The following is a 15,185-nucleotide window of genomic DNA, read 5'->3' on the forward strand; positions in this document are numbered from 1 at the left end:
ACTCAGAGTTCCTTGAAGCGGGCGGATTTGATGTGGGTGAACTTGCCGTTCGCGATACGGTACAGGATGATGCTCTCGATCTCGCGCACATCGCCCTTCTTGGTCGGCCACATTTCGAACTCGGGCCAGTCCTTGATCGTCTCGAAGCGGGTGTGGACCCGCAGCGCTGCGCCGTCATCGGCGAGAATGAGATCGAGGATGGTCAGCGTCTCCTCGAAATGCGCCTTCACGCCGCGATAGAACTCGCCGATCTTCTCCCGGCCGACGATGTGCATCCGGTCCCCAAGCTGAAAATCCACGTCATCTGCGTAGAAGCTGGTGAAGCCATCGAAATCATTGGCGTTGAAGGCGCCGATATAGCGCTCGAAATCCTCGCGGGTCATGCGGCATACTCTCCTGTGTGAACCAGTTCGTCAGCGGGCAGAACCTTGCCCTTGAGGATGTCCGCCGCCCGCTCGGCGAGCATGATGGTGGGCGCATTGATGTTGCCGCCGGTCTCGTCCGGCATCACCGAGGCATCGATGACCCGCAGGCCCTCCATGCCGATCACCCGCAGCTGCGGATCGACCACCGCCATCGGGCCTGTGCCCATCCGGCAGGTGCCGAGCGGATGCTGCGTGGTCGTCGTGGTGGCGCGGATATGCTCATCCAGCGCTTCATCGCTCACCACCTCGGCGCCGGGCGAGATTTCCTTGCCGGTGATCTCGGCTTGCGGCGAAGTGGCATAGATCTTCCGCGCAATGCGGATGCCCGCCCGCGCCGTCGCGAAATCGGCCGGCGCGCTGAACAGGTTGAGGAAAATGCCGACATGATCGTCGGCCTTGGGCGATTTGAGGAATACCCGGCCCCGGCTTTCCGGGTGGAGCAGGATGACGTCGGCGGTCAGCTTGTGCGGCGGACGCTTCTTGATGCCGGGGAACCACAAATGCGCATCCAGCGTCACCGGGTTGCACCAGAGTTGAATGTCCGGCTGGGCGAGGCGCGGGTCGGTGCGCAGCACCGGGTTGGCGCTGTTCACCTGCCGCGCAAAGGGGCCGGTGCCCATGAAGTACCAGCGCAGCACGGAGAGCGTCGCCTTGTCGAAGCGCAACTCGTTGACGAAGGTGACCGGCGAGGCCTCGAACAGCACCGGTGTGCGGGGGTGCTCCGAGAGATTCTCGCCGACGCCGGGCAGGTCATGCACGACCGGGATATCCATCTCGCGCAGATGCTGCGCCGGGCCAATGCCGGAGAGCATGAGCAACTGCGGCGAATTGTAGCTGCCGCCCGAAAGGATGACCTCGCGTCGGGCAAGGGCGGTCTTGAGAATGCCGTCGTGGCGATACTCCACGCCCGTCGCCCGCTTGCCTTCGGTCAGCACGCGCTGGGTCATCGCGTTGGTCAGAACCGTCAGATTGGGCCGATCCATAGCGGGCTTGAGATAGGCGGCATAGGTCGAGGCCCGGCGGCCATTCTTGTCGATGGTCAGCTCGACGCGGCCTACGCCTTCCTCATCGCCATCGTGAATGTCGTCGGTGATCGGGAAGCCGGCGTTCTTCGCGGCGGCCATCAGTTCGTCATGCAGCAGCCATTTCGTCGCGTTCGGCGTGACGCTCAGCGGGCCGTCTGCGCCGTGCAGATCGGACGCGCCGCGCCAGCTGCGCTCCATCTTGCGGAAATAGGGGAGCACATCGGCATAGCCCCAGCCCTTGCAGCCCATCTGCGCCCAGCGATCGAAATCGGCGCTGTGACCGCGCATGAACACCATGCCGTTGATCGAGCTGGAGCCGCCGAGCAGCCGGCCGCGCGGCAGGATCAGCTTGCGGTTGTTCATGTGCGGCTCCGGCTCGGTCCAATAGGGCCAGGTGTAGCCGGGCTTGAACAGCGCCTTGAGGAAACCGAGCGGCATTCGAATCAGCCAGTCGTCGCCACCACCGCCTGCCTCCAGCAGCAGGACGCGCACATTCGGGTCCTCGGTGAGTCGCGCCGCGAGCACCGACCCCGCGGACCCCGCGCCGACAATCACATAATCAAAGGAATTTTCGGACAAAGTCACTCTCCATGGACTTCCGGCGCGCTAGAGTTGGCGTGGACGCATGTCTGCTGTTATTGAGGAGATCATGATGATTCAACATGATCTCTGCCGTCAGGGTACCGACGGCTGCTGGAAAGGATGTCTGTTTCGATGAATGCGCCTTATAATCCCGGTCTGCTTGAGCAATTGCGTATGCGCTACGCTAACGGCCCGGTCAAAATGTTGATCGGCGGGCAGTGGGTCGAGGCCGCATCCGGCGAAACCTTCGAAACGCTCAACCCCTCGACCGGTGAACTCATCGCTAATGTCGCGAGCGCCGGCGAGGTCGATGTGGACCGGGCCGTCGCCGCCGCGCGCAAGGCGTTCGAGGGTGCCTGGTCGGGCGTGAAGCCGACCGAGCGGACGAATTTGCTGCTCAAGCTCGCCGATCTGCTCGAAGCCAATGCCGAGGAACTGGCGCTGCTGGAGACGCTGGACGTAGGCCGCCCCATCCAGTTCTCGCGGATGATCGACGTTGCGGGCGCCGTTGGCCAGCTGCGCTACAATGCCGGCTGGGCGACCAAGATTTTCGGTGAGACCGCAGAGATCAGCGCACCGGGCGAATGGCTCTCCTACGTGCTGCGCGAGCCGGTTGGTGTGTGCGCGCAGATCGTGCCGTGGAACTTCCCGCTGGTGATGGCGATGGGCAAGCTCGCCCCTGCGATCGCAGCGGGCTGCACCGTCGTGCTCAAGCCGGCCGAGCAGACCCCGCTCAGCACGCTGCGGCTGGGCGAGCTGGTGCTTGAGGCGGGCTTCCCCGAGGGCGTGATCAACATCGTTTCGGGTTTCGGCCGGACCGCTGGCGCGGCGCTGGCTGCGCACCGCGATGTCGACAAGGTCTCGTTCACCGGTTCGACGGTGACCGGCAAGGCGATCATCGAAGCCTCCAAGACGAACTTCAAGCGCGTGCAGCTCGAACTGGGCGGCAAGTCGCCCACCTATATCTTTGCGGATGCGGACCTCTCCAAGGCCATTCCGGCAGCGGCGATGGGTATCTTCTTCAATGCCGGTCAGGTCTGCGCGGCGGGATCGCGCCTGTTCGTGCATGAGAAGGTGGCCGATGCCGTGCTGGAAGGCGTGGTGAACATGGCGCGGGGCATGAAGGTCGGCCAGACCCTCGATGCCTCGACCATGATCGGCCCGCTGGTCAGCGCGGCGCAGCTTGACCGCGTGACCGGTTATATCGAGTCCGGCCGCCAGGAAGGCGCCAGCGTGCTTGCCGGCGGCGATCGCCTCTCCGGTGAGGGCTATGAGGGCGGCTATTTCGTCCAGCCCACCGTGCTGGTGGATACCAAGCCCGACATGCGCGTGCGTGCCGAGGAAATCTTCGGCCCGGTGCTCTGCGCGATGCGCTTTAATGATGAGGACGATGTCGCGGCGCTGGCGGCGCGGGGCAATGAGACGGAGTTCGGCTTGTCTGCATCCATCTACACCCAGAATATCTCCACCGCGCACAAGCTGGCCCGGCGCCTCAAATCCGGGACCATCCGCATCAACGGTTCGGGCGGCGTCGATCCCGCGTTGCCGCTGGGCGGCTACAAGGCATCCGGCTGGGGCCGTGAGAATGGCAAGGCCGGCGTCGAGGCCTATACCGAGCTCAAGGCGGTCAGCGTCGCCCTCTAAGGGCGCGCTGCGAATTATAGTGCCGCCTCGGGGCAACTGAGGCGGCCCGAGGAGAGGGGGAGCGCAATTGAGCGCAAAGGATAACAACAATGGGGCGGCGGGCCCTCTCGAAGAAGCCTGGCGCATCTTCGATTCCCGCCACCTTCCTTATCGTCTGCTGATGCTCGGCAAGATGCTGGACCGGCTTTCGGTCCAGCACATCCGGGACAATGCGGGTGTCTCGCTGGCGGAGTGGCGCGTATTGGCCCATCTCGCGGTGATGGGCACCAAAAGTGCCAGCGAAGTGTCGGCCGCGGCGCTGGTGGACCGGGCGGAAGTCAGCCGCGCGGTGCGGGTTCTGGAAGAAGAAGGCTTCCTGCGGCGCGAGGAAAACCCCCGAAACCGCAAGAGCAGCCTATTGGTGCTGACCGAAAAGGGGCAGGACAGCTACAAGCGGGTCCATATGGACCGGCGCAAGTTCTTCAGCATGTTGACGGCCGATTTCAGCGAGTCCGAACTGTCGGACCTGGACGGCATGTTGCTGCGCATGGCCAAACGGGCCGATCAAATGGGGCGTGAAGGCGTTCCTTCAGCGAGGAAAAAGCCTTGAATTACGACGATTATGTCGCCGACTTCAACGAAGGTCAGGATGATCGCCTTGTCGAGCGGTGGTTCGCGCCGGATTGTGTGATGTACAGCAGCACCCGCGTCTGCCGTGGGCGCGATGGCCTGCTCGATTTCCTCGACTGGGCCCATGACGGCGTACGCGAGATCATCCGGCCCAGGCTGGTGCTGCAGGAGGGCAACCGGCTGTTCGTGGATGTGGACATGGATTTCATCTGCCACGCGCCGCGCCCCGATTTTCCCTTCGCGCCCTTGCTGCCGGGCGATATTCTGACGGTGCGGTTCTTCGTGACCTATCTGTTGAACGAGGCCGGGCAAATCCAGGAACTGTGCTCCATGACCTGGCCGGCGGAACAGGGCGTCACCAAGGCGCCGATGCTCTCATCCCATGCGGGCGGGCGGGCAGCCTATCATGCCTATGCGGCGGCGTTCAGTGCTGGCGATATGGAGCGGGCAGGGCGTTATTACACAGAGGACTGTGTGCTGCGGCTACCCTCAGTGCCTGTCATCAACGGACGCGATGGCATCTGCGATTTCTATCGCACCATGTTCCAGACGGTACGGGAAGATCTCACCATCCATGGGCTGGTGATCGACGACAATGGAATTGCGGTGGACTGTACCAGCACCTTCATAGCGCAGCAGGACGCGCCCGATTTCGTGGTCAAGCCGCTCAAGCAAGGCGAGAGCATTCAGGTGCGCGTGTTCGTGGTCTACGGATTGCGCAATGGGCAAATCGCGACGATCGACGTGGCGCGGGCAGGCGCCGTGGCACCGCCCGCGTCCGCCTGATCGTCAAGTTATCGACGGCTGGAATGCCGGCGGGTCGCTGGCGGGAAAGGATTCGTCCGAGGCTTCGTCAATCTCGTCCCATTTGCCCGGGGCGGGCTTGTGCTTCATCGCATCCGGCCCAGCATCGCGGACCTCGGGGTTTTCGTCCGTCTCGGTTTTCGTCTTGGGGTCTTCGGGCATCGACATCTCAAATCCTTTCGTGATTTCATTGTCGTCTGATCGATCAACGCCTGCGTGCGCCAGCAGTTGCATGGCCCTGTCGGAAGCGGAACGCGTCCTGCCGCGTTAGGCAGCTATGAAGGCATCCGGTTTTTATCGCGCGATCCGCTGGCTCGTCTGGGCGGGCGCTCTGATTCTGGCAGCGTTGCTGGCGTTCGCACTGTTCCGCCCGGCCCCGCAGGATCTACCCTGGACGCCGCTTTCGCTCGATCAGCCCATCGGCTTGTTCACGCGGCACAAGCTCTCGGGATTGCGGGACGATGCGCCACAATGTCGCGCCTTGCTGCATCGCGCCGGGTTGGAGACGACGGCGGTGCCGGCTTTCGGCAGCGACCAATGCCGAGTCACGACCGCCACCCGCCTTGCGGCTGGGCAGGACATGCTCGCCCTTTCGCCGACGGACGTGGCCCCGGCCTGTACCGTTATGGCCGCCACCGCGCTCTGGACCTGGCAGGTCGTCCAGCCTGCCGCGCAGCAAATTCTTGGCGCGTCGGTTATCCGCATCGAGCATCTGGGCAGCTATAGTTGCCGGCGTATGTACGGGCGCGGCGAAGGCGCATGGAGCGAACATGCTACCGCCAATGCGCTGGACATTGCCGGCTTCGTGCTAAGCGACGGCCGCCGGATCTCGGTGCTGCGGGATTGGGACGGGGAGGGCGAAGAGGCCGCCTTCCTGCGAACCGTGCGCGATGGGGCATGCCGCGTGTTTTCGACCGTGCTCTCGCCGGATTATAACCGCCAGCATGCCGATCACTTTCATTTCGATCAGGCGGATCGGGGCGGGGTCAGCTGGGGCGTCTGCCGCTGATCAGCCGGCCTCGACCTGCTGCTCTTCCAGCCAGGCGATCAGGCCGCGTTCGGGGCGGCTGAGCCATTTGGTCTGGCGCGGCAGGTGCGTCTGCTTGCGGAATTCGCCCGGCCCCTCCCGCGCCAGGGCGATGAGGTTGGGGTGGATGTAGGATTTGCGAGCGATGGCCGGCGTATTGCCAAGATGTTCGGAGACATGGGTCAGCATCGCCGTGAGGGTGGAGACCTCCTGCTCGTGCAGCAGCCACTCGAACGCGAGCACGCTCGCCCGCCATGTCCGGAAGTGCTTGGCGGTGAAGTCCGCGCCCATCGTCTCGCGCAAATAGCCGTTCACATCCGACGAGGAGACCGGTGAGGCGGTGCCATCGTCGCGCAAATACTGGAAGAGGTGCTGGCCCGGCAGATCCTGCATCTGGCGAACGAAGCGAATGAGGCGGCGGTCCGTCATGCTGACTTCGCTCAGCTTGCCCGACTTGGCCTTGAACCGCAGGGTGAGGCGGCTGCCGGTGACCTTGGCATGGCGCCGGCGCAGGGTAGTGGCGCCAAAGCTGCGATTGTTCTTGGCATAGGCCTCGTTCCCCACGCGGATGCGGCCGCTGTCGAGCAACTGGACGACCGAAGCGATGGCCCGCTCGGCAGTCAGGCCGCGCCCCGCCAGATCATCCTCCACCCGGCGGCGCAGCAGCGGCAACAGGGCGCCGAAAGCGGCGCAACCCTCATATTTGCGGGCGTCCCGCTCGGCCGTAAAATCGGGATGGTAGCGATATTGCTTGCGCCCGCGCGCATCGATGCCCGTTGCCAGAATATGGGCATGGGCATTGGGCGCGAACCAGGCATCGGTATATGCCGGCGGCAGGCCGATGCGGTTGAGCCGGTCGATCTCCGCGCGATCCTTGATACGTTGGCCTTCCGCATCGAAATAGGCCCAGCCGCGTTTTCCACTCGGTCGTCGGCGGATGCCCGGCATGCTGTCGTCGACGAAAATCAGCGCGTGTGTCATGCTCGGGGCCGCTCCTTGCCTATCCACGGGGCCTATCCACGGGACTTGTCCATGGACATGGACGAGCGCACAACGCGCAAGCTGTGGGTTTGGAGCCAGCCGGCGGCGCACGTAGACAGGCCCGGCAGATGATAGTGGAGAAACCGGTGACGAAGATGCGGGAAGAACGCGACAGCCTGGGCCCCATCGACGTGCCTGACGCGGCCTATTGGGGCGCCCAGACGCAGCGCAGCATCGAGAATTTCCCGTTCGGCCCGGCCGAGCGAATGCCGATCGGCATCGTCCATGCGCTGGCCATTGTGAAAAGCGCCGCCGCGCATGTGAACCGCGCGCACGGACTGGCCCCGGACATCGCCGATGCCATCGAGACGGCAGCGGCGGAGATCGTGGCCGGCAAGCTGGACGATCAGTTTCCCCTGGTCATCTGGCAGACCGGGAGCGGCACCCAGACCAACATGAACGTGAACGAGGTGATCGCCGGCCGGGCCAACGAGGCGCTGACCGGCCAGCGCGGCGGCAAGACGCCGGTCCATCCCAACGATCATGTCAATATGAGCCAGTCGTCCAACGACAGCTTCCCGACGGCGCTGCACATTGCGGCGGCCCGCGCGCTGGTCGAACGGCTGCTGCCTGCGCTCGATCATCTTGCCGATCTGCTCGGCGCGATGGCGAAGGCCTGGTCCGGCATCGTCAAGATCGGCCGGACGCATTTGCAGGACGCGACGCCGCTCACGCTGGGGCAGGAGTTCTCCGGCTATGCTCAGCAACTGCTCAACTGCCGCAACCGTCTCTCCCGCGCGCTGGAAGACGAGCTGATGCCGCTGGCGCAGGGCGGCACGGCGGTCGGCACGGGCCTGAACGCGCCGCAAGGGTTCGGCGAGGCGGTGGCCAAGCAGATCGCGGCGTTGACCGATCTTCCGTTCAAGACCGCGCCCAACAAGTTCGAGGCCTTGGCCTCCAACGATCCGCTGGTCCAGCTCTCCGGGTCGCTGGCGACACTCGCCGTCGCGCTGACCAAGATCGCCAATGATATCCGCCTGCTCGGCTCGGGGCCGCGTTCGGGGCTGGGCGAACTGGAATTGCCGGCCAATGAGCCAGGCAGCTCGATCATGCCCGGCAAGGTCAACCCCACCCAGTGCGAGATGCTGACGATGGTTGCCGCGCAGGTGATCGGCAATCATCAGGCCGTGACGGTCGGTGGCTTGCAGGGGCATCTCGAACTCAACGTCTTCAAGCCGATGATCGGTGCGGCGATCCTGCGTTCCATCGATCTGCTGAGCATGGGAATGGAGAGCTTTGCCGAGCGCTGCGTGGAAGGAATCGTGCCCAATGAGGCGCGCATCGCAGATCTGGTCGAGCGCTCGCTGATGCTGGTCACCGCCTTGGCACCCGAGGTCGGCTATGACAACGCCGCCAAGATTGCCAAATATGCCCATGAGCAGGGCCTGAGCCTGCGCGAGGCGGCTTCTGCGCTCGGGCTTGTCGATGCGGCGACCTTCGATCGTCTGGTGCAGCCGCAGTCCATGATCTGACCGAACCGGCCTTCTGGCCGCCGATGCGCCACGGCGTGACTCGCTGTCGATCGGTTTGCCGCTTTACCCGGAACCCCTGCGCTATCTGGCCGTTGGTTTGGCAGATGGCGTCGCGCTGACGCGCCGCCTCAAGACCCAGGGCCGGCATAGTCCGGCATTGGCACCTTGGTCCCGGTTGGATCGGCAAACCCCTTCCGTGGATCGAGGCCCACCTTCAACAGGAAGAGGACCAGGCTCATGGCTACCGAAATCGCAATTGACGAAACTCAGCGCCTCATCTCCTCCGACAAGGTCGAGGGAACGACGGTGTACAACCGGCAGGGCGAGAAGCTCGGGACGGTGCGCAACTTCATGGTCGATAAGCGCAGCGGCAAGGCTGAATATGCCGTGATGTCGTTCGGCGGGCTGTTCGGCCTCGGAAGCGATTATTATCCGCTGCCGTGGGACATGCTCGATTATGATACCGAATATGGCGGCTATGTCGTCGACATCGAGAAATCCCGTCTCGAAGGCGCGCCGCGATATGCGCAGGAAGACCCCGTCTACGACCATGGCTACGGCCGGCAGGTCTACGGATATTGGGGGATCCCTTATCCCTTCGTCTGATCGACAGGCACAGGCCGCCCGGCACGAACGGGCGGCCTTTTAATTTGGAGGCTTACATGCCAGCCAAATCCAAAGCGCAGCAGAAAGCCGCCGGGGCAGCTTTGTCTGCCAAACGCGGTGACAGCACCAAATCCGACCTCAAGGGCGCCTCACGCGAGATGTATGACTCGATGAGCAAGAGCCAGCTTGAGGATTTTGCCTCCGGCAGCCGCAAGGGCAAGCCGGACCACGTTAAGTGACGTGCTGAACGGAAGAATGATCCATGACTGAAACAATCGACATGATCCACGAAGACAATCTGCCTGGTGACGAGCATAAGCTCGATCCCCAGCCGGAGTTCGTGCCGCGTTACGCGGGATCGGGCCGACTGAAAGGCAAGGTCGCGGTTGTGACCGGGGCGGATAGCGGGATCGGCCGGGCGGTCGCGGTGCTGTTCGCGCGTGAAGGCGCCGATGTCGCCATCGCCTATTTGTGCGAGCATGAAGACGCCGCCAAGACGCAAAAGCTGGTCGAGCAGGAAGGCGCTCGCGCGCTCGTGTTCGCGGGCGATCTGGGTGACAAGGCTGTCTGTCAGGACCTGATCGATCGCACCGTGGGCGCGTTCGGGCGTCTCGACATCATCGTCAACAATGCCGGCGAGCAGCACCCGGACAAATCGATCGAAGACATCACCGAGGAACAGCTCAAGCGCACGTTCCAGACAAACATCTACTCGATGTTCTTCGTGGTGCAGGCGGCGATGCCGCATCTTCGCGAGGGCGCAGCGATCGTCAACTGCACGTCCGTCACGATGTATCAGGGCTCCAAGGAACTGCTCGATTATTCGAGCACCAAGGGCGCCATCACGGCGTTCACCCGCTCGCTCAGCGAAAACCTCATCGAGAAGGGCATTCGCGTCAACGCCGTGGCGCCGGGGCCGATCTGGACGCCACTCAACCCGTTCGGCGGTGCCAGCAAGGAGAAACTCGAGCATTTCGGCGAGAGCACGCCGATGGGTCGCCCGGGCCAGCCGAACGAAGTCGCGCCGTGCTTCCTGTTTCTCGCCTGCGAGGATTCCAGCTATATGAGCGGGCAGGTGCTCCACCCCAATGGCGGGATGGTCGTCGGCTCCTGAGTTCAGCGCATCTGCCTGTCCGTTCGCGCCGCTGTGATCAAGGCCTTGTCCACAGCGTCGTGACGGCCGGCAGCGTCCTGCTCGAGCGCAGCGCAGATGGCGCTGCTCGCCATCGGCGCTGCTTCCATCAACTTGCCCATCTGGGCCGGCAATCTGGCCACGGTGATGCCGGCATACCAGCACGTCTGGGCAAGGCTGACATGACCCATCAAATCCGGCTTGGCATCATAGAGCGCCATCTCGTGAAAGCGCGGCGCGATGTCCAGCGTTTCGGCATAGACCGCCATGGTCGCGGCGCTGGCGAGCGCGACCTGATCCCCGATCATGAGTGTGCCATATTGATGGCCCATCGCCGCATCGGCAAGCAGCGTGGGCGCCGCTCGGCAGGCGGCTAAGGCGTCGACCCAGCGGAAGGCTTTCGCGCCGATGACCTTGTCCGGGCGGATACGCAGAATGAGATCGAATTCGTCGCCTCGGGCCGTAGCCATGTCTGACGCGGCCTTGAGCTTGTAGTGCATCTTGCGGGGGTTGGACCAACCCGCAAAATCCGGGTCGCTATCGTCCTCCAGCACCACATGCTCGGTGCTATAACAGGCTTCGAGTTCAGCCTTGCTGACGACCCCGCCATCCGCCAGCGCGGCGAACAGCGCGGGGTAGCGCTCGGCCATGCCGGGCATGCCGATGCGCCCGGCGTGCAGGCGCCACGCTTCGCAAAAGGCTTCGCCGGCGAAGGGCAGATAAGCGCGGAACGGCTCTGCGCCCGAGCGCCCGATCTTGCTCCAGCTATGGACGAAGAATAGGCAGTCCGCGTCACGTAGCAAGCCCGCCTGCCAGGTCGGCAAGGCGGCGCGGTAGCCACGCAGCTGGCCCGAAACGCACACGGCAATGCGCGGACGGCGCCGCCCGATCTTGAGGAAAGGCGCCTTTTCCGTGACCTTGTCCTCCACGAAAGCGGCGGCCTGCCACGGCCTGGAATCCAGCCGGGCAAGCGCTGCGTTTGACCGCGCGCGATCAGCAGTCGAGCGCAGCTTGAGGCCCGGCTTCGCCAGCGCGGCCAGGTCCGGACCGAGGGCCGTCGTGACTGCCGCTGCGCTCGCGGGACCATCCGGCGAAACCGCCCATCGCAGCGCCAGAGAGCGCACCGCCGCGCCCTCATCCCCATCGGTTGCGCCACCCGGATAAGCGCTGCGATAGGCCGCCAGCCATGCGGCAAGTTGTGCGTCTGCACGGCGTGATCCCGTGATCCACAGAAAGAGCAGCAACTGCCAGGCGGGGAAACGGCGCACCAGCACATCGGGGGGCGTGTTCTCCGCGAGACCGGCCAGATCGGCGATGTTGCGCTGAAAATGCACCGCATCGAACATGCCATTATAGGGCAGGCTGAGTTCGTGTCGGTCCAGTTGCGGCAGCAGGTCGAGATGCCAGCGCGAGATCGCGGCTTCATCCTGCCAGCCCTGCAGCGGGTGGCGCAGCAGCAGCACGGCGATCAAAAAGCCGCGGTCGCGCGCGCCCTCATCCCACAAAGCTGTCAGAACGGGCCGCAGAAGCTCGGCCGCCTTCTTGAGCACGCCCTGATTGCTGCCCGCGTGGGCTGCTGCGATCCGCGCGCACAGGGCAGGGGGCGTGCCGTCGCGATCGCGCTCAACGATGAGGATGCGGAGGAGATCGTCCAGCCGCTCCCGACCCCAGTCCGTCGGCAAAGCCTCGTCGATCAGCGCGCCGGTCACCGCGCGTCCGGCGCCCTCAAAGGCGCGGTGGGCCGTTATGCCCTCCTTAAATATTGCCTCGTAAATCTCCAAGGCAGGGGTATAGTTTGAGGCCTCGGTCAATTCTTTGGCTGCGGCAAGCCGATCGTCGAGGAACTCGCTTGCAGGTTTTCCATTCACAGACTTCACGGGTTTTCCTCGATGGCCAATGGCGCGCGCGTTTAACCTAGCAAGATTTCGGATTAAGAATTCAACCCATTTCCACATTCGCATGACGGCCAGCTGAGAGAATGCTCGCCAGCGCGATAGATGTGCGTCGATTGTAGGGGGTTATTTGAGGGTCGATGGTCGTTTTAGTTAAGTCGCGGGGCAGGAAATGATGCCGGACGTGTCCGTGGAGCCATGGCCGCTCGGCGTGGACCTCTCCGCCTATGACGCCCTGCTGTTCGATCTGGATGGCACGCTGGTCGATACCATGCCGCTCCACGGGCTCGCCTACGCATCGGTCTTCGATGCGCGCGGCCATCGCTTCACCATGGATGATTATCTTGCAAATGTCGGTCCGCCCGCCCGGATCGCGATCCCGGCTTTTGCCGCAGCGGCGGGCATGGGCGAGATCGACGATGCGATGATTGCGACCCTGCATGCCGAGAAGAAGGCGCATTTTAAGACCGTGCTGCGGCAGGAAAAGGCGCCGGCCCTCATCGCCTCGCATTTGCTGGCGCGTTATGCCGGCACGATCCCCATGGCACTGGTGTCATCGGGCAATCGGGATGGCGTCGAAGCGATCTTGGAAACGATGGCGTGGCGCCCCCATTTCGGCGCCGTGGTCAGCGGCGACGATGTGGCGCAAGGCAAGCCGCATGCCGAACCTTATCTCACCGGCGCGGCGTTGCTGGGGGTAGCGCCCGCACGCTGCCTCGTGTTCGAGGATACGCCGGTCGGGATCGCGTCCGGCCTTGCCGCTGGCATGACTGTCATCGACGTGACCCAGGCTGGCGTCATCCATCGGCCGGGCAAATCATGACAGGACCAGAGTTGACCCTCGACAGCCACCCGGCCTTGCGGATGTTCCGCGAGGTCATTCCGCTCTCCGGCTTTTCCGGCGCGACCGTCGCGTTGGTCCGTGATGGGGGGCAGCCCTTCGTGCGCAAGGCGGCCAATCTTGTCGATGCCAACGGGTCGCTGCGCGATCAGGCGGTGCGGCAGCAGGCGCTGGCTGGGCTGGTGGAAGGCTGTGCCGGGATGCCCGAGGTGCTCGACATGGGCGAGCAGGACGGACTGTTCTATTTCGACATGGCGTTCATCCCGTCGCGCGATGCGGTCAATTTCCTCTCCAATGGCACCTTTGATAATGTCGCCGATTTCGCCGACCGCGTGGAGCGGCTGATGAGCCGCCTGGCGGTTTCGGCGCCGGTGAGCCAGCCGCCACTCGCCCCGCGCAAGAGCCTGCTGGTGGACAAGCTGCAGCAGATCGCCGACAAGACTGGCGCCATGCACGAACAAGCGCTCGCCCCTCTGGTGGAGGCGGCACAGCGCATGGATGTGCTGGTGGCGGACGAAAAGCCCACGGCCGCGCATGGCGATCTGACCTTCGAGAACATCCTCGTCGACCGGCGCGGCGCCTTGTGGCTGATCGATACGATCACATCGCCCTTCGATCATGTCTGGATCGACTGGTCCAAGCTGTTCCAGGAATGCGAAGGGCTTTGGCACGCCCATCGTGGCCGGCCTCTGGCCCGGGGCGTGACATGGTGGTTGCGGCAGCGCTTCCATGCTGCCGCGACCGCGCTGGACCCGGCTTATCCGGCGCGCCATTACATCCTGCTCGGCCTCACCTTCGCGCGCATCCTGCCTTATGCGAAGACCAACGAGGACCGGGCCTTCGTTGCCCGGCGGGTGGCCGAATGCGGCCGCGCTGCCCTGGACAATCTTTGACGCGAGAGAGAAGACCCATGAAGATCATCGTACCCTGCGCCGGCCGCTCCTCCCGCTTCCCCAACATGGCGCCCAAGTGGATGCTGCCCGACAATGATGGCCTGCCGATGGTCTTCAAGGCGGTGCAGGGGCTCGGCGCCAATGTGGATGATTTCATCTTCACGATCCTGCGCGAGCATGAAGAGCGCTTTCAGGCGCAGGAAGGTCTGCGCGCCGCCTTCGGACAGAAGGTCAATTGCGTCATTCTGGACGAGCCGACGCGAAGCCAGTCCGAGACGGTGGCCCAGACGCTGCTCAAGAGCGGCATCGACGAGCCCTTCATGGTGAAGGACAGCGACAATTATTTCGAGGTGCCGCACCTTTATCAGACGTACAACTATGTGTGCGTCGCGTCGCTCAGCAGCTTCAGCCAGGTCAATCCGCAGAACAAGAGCTATGTTCAGGTCGATCAGGAAGATGTGATCGTCAATTTCCGCGAAAAGCAGGTCATCTCCGATCTGTTCAGCGTCGGCGGCTATTATTTCTCTAGCCCGCGCGAGTTTTTGACGGCCTATGACGAGCTGATGGGCCAGCCGCGCCTGTCCGCCGGCGAGCTCTATCTCTCCGAGATCATCGGCTATCTGGCGATGCAGGGCTCGGTGTTCCGCATCCAGCGGATCAAGCAGTATCAGGACTGGGGGACGGTCCACGAGTGGCGCGAATATCTGCAGGGCCACCGGGTGTTCTTCATCAGCGTCGACGGCTTCCTGTTCGAGCAGGGGTCGCTGTTTTTCAAGCCCGGCTTCGAGGAAGTGAAGCCCAATCCGGTGGCGATCGAGACGGTGCAGAAACTGGCGGCGGAGGGGCAGAAGATCTTCTATCTCTCCATCCGTCCGCAGGAGCTGGAAGCGCTGACCAAGAGCCAGCTTGCCGCCGCTGGCTTGCCGGAGTGGCCGCTGATACTCGACTGCGATCTTGCGCAATGGACGCTGCTGACGGCGCCGCATTCCAACCAGCCGTTCCGCACCTCCCACGCTGTCGAGATTGCTGCGGATGACCCGAACATGGCGGAAAAGCTGGCCGTTGATCGCTGACGTCGGGAAACCCGGCGCTGGTCTCTTGCCTTTGTCCGGCTTGACCCTAAGAACAGGCCCTTAGAATAGGCAAAGTCAATTTGGGTGTCGCGGGCTAGGCGCGCGATGTGCGCGATAAG

At 63.7% G+C, this 15,185-nt stretch carries 16 protein-coding genes; 11 read left to right on the forward strand and 5 right to left on the reverse strand.

Translation table 11 applies throughout. The features are described from left to right. Nucleotides 1-2 precede the first annotated feature (2 nt). The gene (locus M2337_RS09345) at nucleotides 3-383 is read right to left on the reverse strand and encodes a nuclear transport factor 2 family protein (RefSeq protein WP_264570004.1); all 381 of its coding nucleotides are present in this window, start codon (nucleotides 381-383) and stop codon (nucleotides 3-5) included. Next, the gene (locus M2337_RS09350) at nucleotides 380-2,029 is read right to left on the reverse strand and encodes a GMC family oxidoreductase (protein WP_264570005.1); all 1,650 of its coding nucleotides are present in this window, start codon (nucleotides 2,027-2,029) and stop codon (nucleotides 380-382) included. Before M2337_RS09350 ends, M2337_RS09345 begins: the two co-directional genes overlap by 4 nt. Before the next feature lie 135 nt (nucleotides 2,030-2,164). Between M2337_RS09350 and M2337_RS09355 the strand changes: the two genes are divergently transcribed. The 3 genes from M2337_RS09355 (at nucleotide 2,165) to M2337_RS09365 (ending at nucleotide 5,071) form a co-directional block, all read left to right on the forward strand. After that, nucleotides 2,165-3,676, forward strand: coding sequence for an aldehyde dehydrogenase family protein (locus M2337_RS09355; protein WP_319799394.1), 1,512 nt, complete (start codon nucleotides 2,165-2,167; stop codon nucleotides 3,674-3,676). A 67-nt stretch (nucleotides 3,677-3,743) separates the two neighbouring features. Further along, entirely contained in the window at nucleotides 3,744-4,265 is a 522-nt protein-coding gene (locus tag M2337_RS09360; protein WP_181559323.1) for a MarR family winged helix-turn-helix transcriptional regulator, read from the forward strand. Further along, complete coding sequence (locus tag M2337_RS09365; RefSeq protein WP_264570006.1) at nucleotides 4,262-5,071, forward strand: nuclear transport factor 2 family protein; 810 nt, start codon at nucleotides 4,262-4,264, stop codon at nucleotides 5,069-5,071. The genes M2337_RS09360 and M2337_RS09365 overlap by 4 nt, the downstream gene beginning before the upstream one ends. A gap of 3 nt (nucleotides 5,072-5,074) precedes the next feature. Here M2337_RS09365 and M2337_RS09370 read toward each other — a convergent pair whose 3' ends face one another. Beyond that, nucleotides 5,075-5,257, reverse strand: coding sequence for a hypothetical protein (locus M2337_RS09370; protein ID WP_264572224.1), 183 nt, complete (start codon nucleotides 5,255-5,257; stop codon nucleotides 5,075-5,077). A 109-nt stretch (nucleotides 5,258-5,366) separates the two neighbouring features. Between M2337_RS09370 and M2337_RS09375 the strand changes: the two genes are divergently transcribed. Then, a complete protein-coding gene (locus M2337_RS09375) occupies nucleotides 5,367-6,098 on the forward strand; it encodes an extensin family protein (protein ID WP_264570007.1) in 732 nt (243 codons plus the stop codon). On the opposite strand, the gene M2337_RS09380 is transcribed toward M2337_RS09375, so the two are convergent. Beyond that, nucleotides 6,099-7,097: a DNA topoisomerase IB gene (locus M2337_RS09380; protein ID WP_264570008.1), complete on the reverse strand. Its 999-nt coding sequence runs from the start codon at nucleotides 7,095-7,097 to the stop codon at nucleotides 6,099-6,101. It lies immediately after the preceding gene. Nucleotides 7,098-7,252: 155 nt separating this feature from the next. On the opposite strand from M2337_RS09380, the gene fumC reads away from it, so the two are divergent. From fumC to M2337_RS09400, 4 genes are all read left to right on the forward strand, one after another. Beyond that, complete coding sequence (gene fumC / locus M2337_RS09385) at nucleotides 7,253-8,629, forward strand: class II fumarate hydratase (protein ID WP_413716231.1); 1,377 nt, start codon at nucleotides 7,253-7,255, stop codon at nucleotides 8,627-8,629. A 237-nt stretch (nucleotides 8,630-8,866) separates the two neighbouring features. Beyond that, nucleotides 8,867-9,235, forward strand: a complete 369-nt coding sequence (locus M2337_RS09390) for a PRC-barrel domain-containing protein (RefSeq protein ID WP_181559327.1) — start codon at nucleotides 8,867-8,869, stop codon at nucleotides 9,233-9,235. A 56-nt stretch (nucleotides 9,236-9,291) separates the two neighbouring features. Beyond that, the gene (locus tag M2337_RS09395) at nucleotides 9,292-9,474 is read left to right on the forward strand and encodes a DUF3008 family protein (RefSeq protein WP_264570010.1); all 183 of its coding nucleotides are present in this window, start codon (nucleotides 9,292-9,294) and stop codon (nucleotides 9,472-9,474) included. A gap of 23 nt (nucleotides 9,475-9,497) precedes the next feature. Further along, entirely contained in the window at nucleotides 9,498-10,349 is an 852-nt protein-coding gene (locus tag M2337_RS09400) for an SDR family oxidoreductase (RefSeq protein ID WP_264570011.1), read from the forward strand. 2 nt (nucleotides 10,350-10,351) lie between these two features. Here the strand turns inward: M2337_RS09400 and M2337_RS09405 are convergent, their stop codons facing one another. Then, a complete protein-coding gene (locus M2337_RS09405) occupies nucleotides 10,352-12,244 on the reverse strand; it encodes a hypothetical protein (RefSeq protein ID WP_264570012.1) in 1,893 nt (630 codons plus the stop codon). A gap of 199 nt (nucleotides 12,245-12,443) precedes the next feature. Here M2337_RS09405 and M2337_RS09410 point away from each other — a divergent pair, with 199 nt between their 5' ends. Genes M2337_RS09410 through M2337_RS09420 form a run of 3 tightly spaced genes read left to right on the forward strand, consistent with a single transcriptional unit; the run spans nucleotide 12,444 to nucleotide 15,066 of the window. Beyond that, nucleotides 12,444-13,082, forward strand: a complete 639-nt coding sequence (locus M2337_RS09410) for an HAD family hydrolase (RefSeq protein ID WP_264570013.1) — start codon at nucleotides 12,444-12,446, stop codon at nucleotides 13,080-13,082. An 11-nt stretch (nucleotides 13,083-13,093) separates the two neighbouring features. Continuing rightward, the gene (locus M2337_RS09415) at nucleotides 13,094-13,993 is read left to right on the forward strand and encodes a phosphotransferase (protein WP_264570014.1); all 900 of its coding nucleotides are present in this window, start codon (nucleotides 13,094-13,096) and stop codon (nucleotides 13,991-13,993) included. A gap of 17 nt (nucleotides 13,994-14,010) precedes the next feature. Next, on the forward strand, nucleotides 14,011-15,066 hold the full coding sequence (locus M2337_RS09420; protein WP_264570015.1) for a hypothetical protein: 1,056 nt from the start codon (nucleotides 14,011-14,013) through the stop codon (nucleotides 15,064-15,066). Nucleotides 15,067-15,185: the final 119 nt, after the last annotated feature.

This window comes from Sphingobium sp. B2D3A, from assembly GCF_025961795.1.
Taxonomy (GTDB): domain Bacteria; phylum Pseudomonadota; class Alphaproteobacteria; order Sphingomonadales; family Sphingomonadaceae; genus Sphingobium.